This window comes from Nostoc sp. CHAB 5715, assembly GCF_020829685.1.
In the GTDB taxonomy this organism is placed as follows: Bacteria; Cyanobacteriota; Cyanobacteriia; order Cyanobacteriales; family Nostocaceae; genus Nostoc.
This window is the reverse complement of the sequence record NZ_JAIVFR010001037.1, coordinates 1-2,490: the sequence shown is the minus strand read 5'-3', so window position 1 is coordinate 2,490 and position 2,490 is coordinate 1. Positions and strand designations below refer to the sequence as shown.

The window sequence follows — 2,490 nt, the reverse complement described above, 5'->3', positions numbered from 1 at the left end:
TAATACACATTTTTGGTATCCTAATCCTTTAATTACTCCCTCAACATCTTTGATAAACTCATCCATTACATAAGCTGATTGCTCATTTGGTTTATCACTATCGTTGTAGCCACGCAAATCAAGGGCGACGACTTTAAAATCTTGAGCAAATTCTGGTATTTGATGCCGCCAAGAGTACCAAAACTCAGGAAACCCATGCAACATCAACATTAAAGGGCCTTCACCTTGAGTAACGTAGTGTAGTTTTACCCCATTGGTTGTTATATATTCGTGTTTCCAAGTCAGTTCTGTTACAGTCATCTGTTGTATTTTTTGTTGGTGATATTCATTATGTGTAATACTTTTGGTCAAAACATCTGCTGGGAGATATAGGGGTTCGTGAGGTACAAGAACCCCACCCCCAACCCTCTAAGAGCAAGCGAGGCTACGGTGTATAGACAAGTCTTTCTGAACGCAATTTACGGTTAAGCCTCATGGCGTTGCTGAATCAAGGGATGATTCTTGTAGGGTGGGCGTCTCGCCCGCCCTGAAATACAAGGGACGGGCAAGATGCCCATCCCACAAAACTAGCAAAATCATCCCGCTTTCTCTGCAACGCCAGCCTCATAACCCCTGAGATACCTCACCCTGGTTTTACTACGTAAAACCTGTCCCTCTCCTTAGTAAGGAGAGGGATGTCCGATAGGACAGGGTGAGGTTTTTCTTTTGTTTTGGGTAATTCGATGACTTGTGTGTACACGGTAGGCTCTTCGAGAGCTTGCTGTGTGATTAGGAAACGCTATAGTTTTAGAATTACAATTTTCCTTTGGGTAGATGCTGGTAAGAAATCAGCAGAGTTTCATATAAGTACGAAAATATATAGCAATCCTATCTGAATTTGTGAAAATGAACGTAGACGCGCAGCCTCTCGTAGAGAAGAGAAGAAAGACAAGCTTTCATATATGATTTAGGACTGCTATATCAAGCTGGATAACATAATTATTTGATACATAAATGGATACGATAGAAACCCGTGGTATCTGGCTAACCACTACTGATAGTAAGGTTCTCAGGTCAAAGCAACGCATTGCTGAGGCGATGGATTTGCTTGCCGAGACGGGATTTAATGTGGTGTTTCCCGTTGTTTGGAATAAGGCAGTAACTCTGTATCCTAGTCAAACAATGCAGAAGACATTTGGAGTCGAAATTGACCCTATGTCTGTAGGTCGTGACCCTTTAGAAGAAGTGGTAGTTGAGGCGCGGCGAGTTGGATTGAAAGTTATTCCTTGGTTTGAATACGGTTTTGCCAGTTCCTACAATTTGAATGGTGGTGTACTTTTACAGAAAAAACCGGAATGGGCTGCACGTGATTGTAATGGTAACTTACTGAAGAAAAACGGCTTTGAATGGTTGAATGCACTCGACTCACAAGTGCAGGAGTTCTTGTTGAACTTGGTGCTAGAAGTTGTGAAGAATTATGATGTGGATGGTGTTCAAGGAGACGATCGCTTCCCAGCATTACCCTGTGAAGGTGGCTATGACGAGGGAACTGTCACCCGCTATCGCCAGGAATTTGATCGCAATCCGCCACAAAACCCCAAGGATAGACAATGGTTACAGTGGCGTGCAGATATTCTCACTGACTTTTTGGCACGTCTCTACCGGGAGGTGAAAGCGGTGAATCCTAATTTATTAGTTGCGATCGCACCTAATATTCATGATTGGGCATTCCAGGAATATCTGCAAGACTCACCTACATGGCTAAAGCGAGGAATAGTTGATCTGATTCAGCCGCAGATTTATCGGCGTGACTTTAGGAGTTATCAGGCGATCGCTGATAAACTAGTAAACCAGCAGTTCACAGATGCGACACTGCCCAAGTTAGCACCGGGAATACTGATGAAGCTTGGCTCTTACTGCATTAGTCCAGAATATCTAGTGCAGGCAATTGAATACAATCGCCAACTTGGCATTCAAGGAGAGGTATTCTTTTTTTACGAAGGTTTGCGCGAGAATAACAATATCCTAGCTAAAGTTTTGCGAAATGGCCCCTATGCTAAGTCTGCATCATTTCCCACTCTGTCAGATTTGAGTGCGGGTGGTGTGAGTAACAAGAGGACATCTTCTATTTGGCAAAAGGTGGAAAGGTTTTTGAGAAATCTTTAGTAGATTGCAGTCGGTCTGTGATGGTCTTTATCGGGCTATTTCTCTTTAATATCAGGTTTATCCTCTTCATAAACCAATAAGTCCCCTGGCTGACACTTCAGGGCTTTGCAAAGTGCATTCAACGTGGTTTCGTCAATTCTGGTGAGGTGGCGACGAACTTTTAGCCTAGAAACCGATCGAGGATTCATTCCAGTTAAGAGAGCCAGTTCTTTGTTACTAATATTGCGTTCAGCCATCATGACTGCCAATTTCCATCGAATCACTACTTAAATGCTCAGTTAATATCCGTGATCTAGCAAGGCAGATGCTAACACTTTGTTTCAGCAATTATTATTTATTAGACCA

Annotated in this window: 3 protein-coding genes; 1 reads left to right on the top strand and 2 read right to left on the bottom strand. The window is 42.8% G+C overall.

The genetic code is table 11. The features are described 5' to 3' along the window. A partial coding sequence (locus tag LC574_RS35480; RefSeq protein ID WP_229458307.1) for an alpha/beta fold hydrolase occupies positions 1-300 on the bottom strand: 300 nt, incomplete at its 3' end. Positions 301-993: 693 nt separating this feature from the next. Between LC574_RS35480 and LC574_RS35475 the strand changes: the two genes are divergently transcribed. After that, positions 994-2,145: a glycoside hydrolase family 10 protein gene (locus LC574_RS35475; RefSeq protein ID WP_229458306.1), complete on the top strand. Its 1,152-nt coding sequence runs from the start codon at positions 994-996 to the stop codon at positions 2,143-2,145. A 35-nt stretch (positions 2,146-2,180) separates the two neighbouring features. Here LC574_RS35475 and LC574_RS35470 read toward each other — a convergent pair whose 3' ends face one another. Further along, positions 2,181-2,408 carry a helix-turn-helix transcriptional regulator gene (locus LC574_RS35470; RefSeq protein ID WP_229458305.1) on the bottom strand — a complete coding sequence of 76 codons (228 nt, stop codon included), beginning with the start codon at positions 2,406-2,408 and terminating at the stop codon, positions 2,181-2,183. Positions 2,409-2,490 lie beyond the last annotated feature (82 nt).